Source organism: Schnuerera sp., assembly GCF_035459645.1.
Classification (GTDB): Bacteria; Bacillota; Clostridia; order Tissierellales; family Tepidimicrobiaceae; genus Schnuerera.
Window position 1 is genome coordinate 1 of the sequence record NZ_DATHXO010000474.1, and the last position, 2,003, is coordinate 2,003.

General features: G+C 32.9%; 2 protein-coding genes. Both read right to left on the minus strand.

What is annotated here, in order from left to right; genetic code table 11:
• On the minus strand, window positions 1-976 hold a 976-nt coding region (locus VK998_RS11155), incomplete at its 3' end, for a tripartite tricarboxylate transporter substrate binding protein (protein WP_325228311.1).
• A gap of 547 nt (window positions 977-1,523) precedes the next feature.
• Window positions 1,524-2,003 (minus strand): nucleoside hydrolase (locus VK998_RS11160; protein ID WP_325228313.1); only part of this gene is annotated, 480 nt, incomplete at its 5' end.

The window sequence follows — 2,003 nt, forward strand, 5'->3', positions numbered from 1 at the left end:
TCAAATCAATAATCTCTCTTATTTCATTTAAATATATCTCTTCGTTTTTAATATATTCTGATAATTCTTCTGGGCTCATGTATTGAATAGGTAATGCTGCATTTTTAGCATTTTCCATATGCTCTTCACTTTCTAAAGCCTCTTTAAATCCATCATGTAATATATCTATAATTTCTTGAGGTGTTCCCTTTGGTGCAACCAATGCTCTTGCCGAGCCAAATAAAATATCATATCCTTTTTCTTTTAGTGTTGGTACATCTGAAAAATCCCCTAAACGCTCCTCTGTAAATGATGCTAGTATTCTCAATTCACCAGCTTCTACTAAATTTGCTACCTCACTAATCTTAGCCACAGTAGCATCAACATGTCCACCTCTTAATGCTGCTAGCATATCAGTTGAACCACCAAAAGGTACATGAGTTACATCAATGCCAGCTTCGTATTCAAGATGAGCAGCTCCTATATGGTTGGAAGCGCCTGTACCATTGTTTGAGATAGTAATTTCTCCTGGATTTGCTTTAGCATAATCTATAAAGTCCTCTAATGTATCCCATTCACTAGTTCCTTGTACTACTAATACTCCTGAATCATATACATGGTTTAGTATAGGTTCTACATCACCAATTTCGTATTCTGTATCCCTTTCTAAGGTCAAACTAACATAAGTAGGTAAATTGATAAAACCTAGAGTATATCCATCTGGATTTGATTTTGTCAATTCTGTATATCCAAGTTCTCCATCAGAACCAGGTTTATTTAATATAACTATAGACTGTCCAAAAACATCTTCTGCTGCCGAAGCTAGTACACGTGCACCTACATCTGTGCCCCCTCCAGCTTTATAAGCTACTATAATCTCAATGTTTTTATTTGGGAATTCAGATACATTAGTTTCATCATTGTTTCCTTCACCACTACATGCAGCTAATGATAAAACTAGGGTCAATGATAATAATACTAACAAAATTTTCTTCATAACTTAACCTTCCTTTCAAATATATTTTATTTAAACGGGTTTTCTGCAAATACTATCCTCAACTATTCCCCCTCTCTTCATTAATATCTAAAACAATATTAATGTTTATATTGTGTTAAGATTAGATTTACATTTTATTAATATCATGTTAAGCATATCATAATTTTTTACATAAACAAAATAATAAAATTTGCAAAATTCATGATAATTCTAATTATTCTTTTAATTGCTCCTATTTTCTTAATTTATCTTATTTATTGCATACGAAGTAGCAAAAAAAAAGAGCCCTTGGGCTCTCGTGTAAGCAAAATATGTAACCGGATGGACACACAGGTCCATCCCTACCCACAGCTGTGATATATTCCACATCGTAGGGGTTGACCTATGTGTCAACCCGTTTATCTGTCACCCCGTTGTTGCACATAAAATTACCACTACGACGTAAAATATAAACTATGTTTCGTATCATTGGAAGGCAGACACATGGGTCTGCCCCTACGTATAGCCATTATATATTGTATATTGTAGGGGTAAATCAATTTATCTATCAATATTTTTTCATTAGTTCAATTATCTCTTTTACAAAAGCTTCTCTGTCTATATGGAAAGCTACATCTGCATTAGGATTATGATTAAATCTCTTATTAAAATTGCCAACAGTAGCTCCTGTAGTATATTTTCCTTGTAATTCAATATCTACTTTTAAAGGTATGGTTTTAATAATATTAGGATTAGCTACACAGGATACAGCTACAGGATCATGTAAATAACAACCTTCAATTCCATCTTCTTTATGATATTTAGATAGATTTTCAAGAATATCTCCTAATAATTTAGCTACTGGATTAGATATAGACTTAATTTTTTCTATATCCTCCTTAAATACAATAGCTTTATGAGTGACATCTAATCCACACATAGTAATAGGAAGCTCAGATTTAAATACTATATCTGCTGCTTCTGGGTCTACAAAGATATTAAACTCTGCTGCTGAAGTTCTATTACCACCGTTTATAGCTCCACCCAT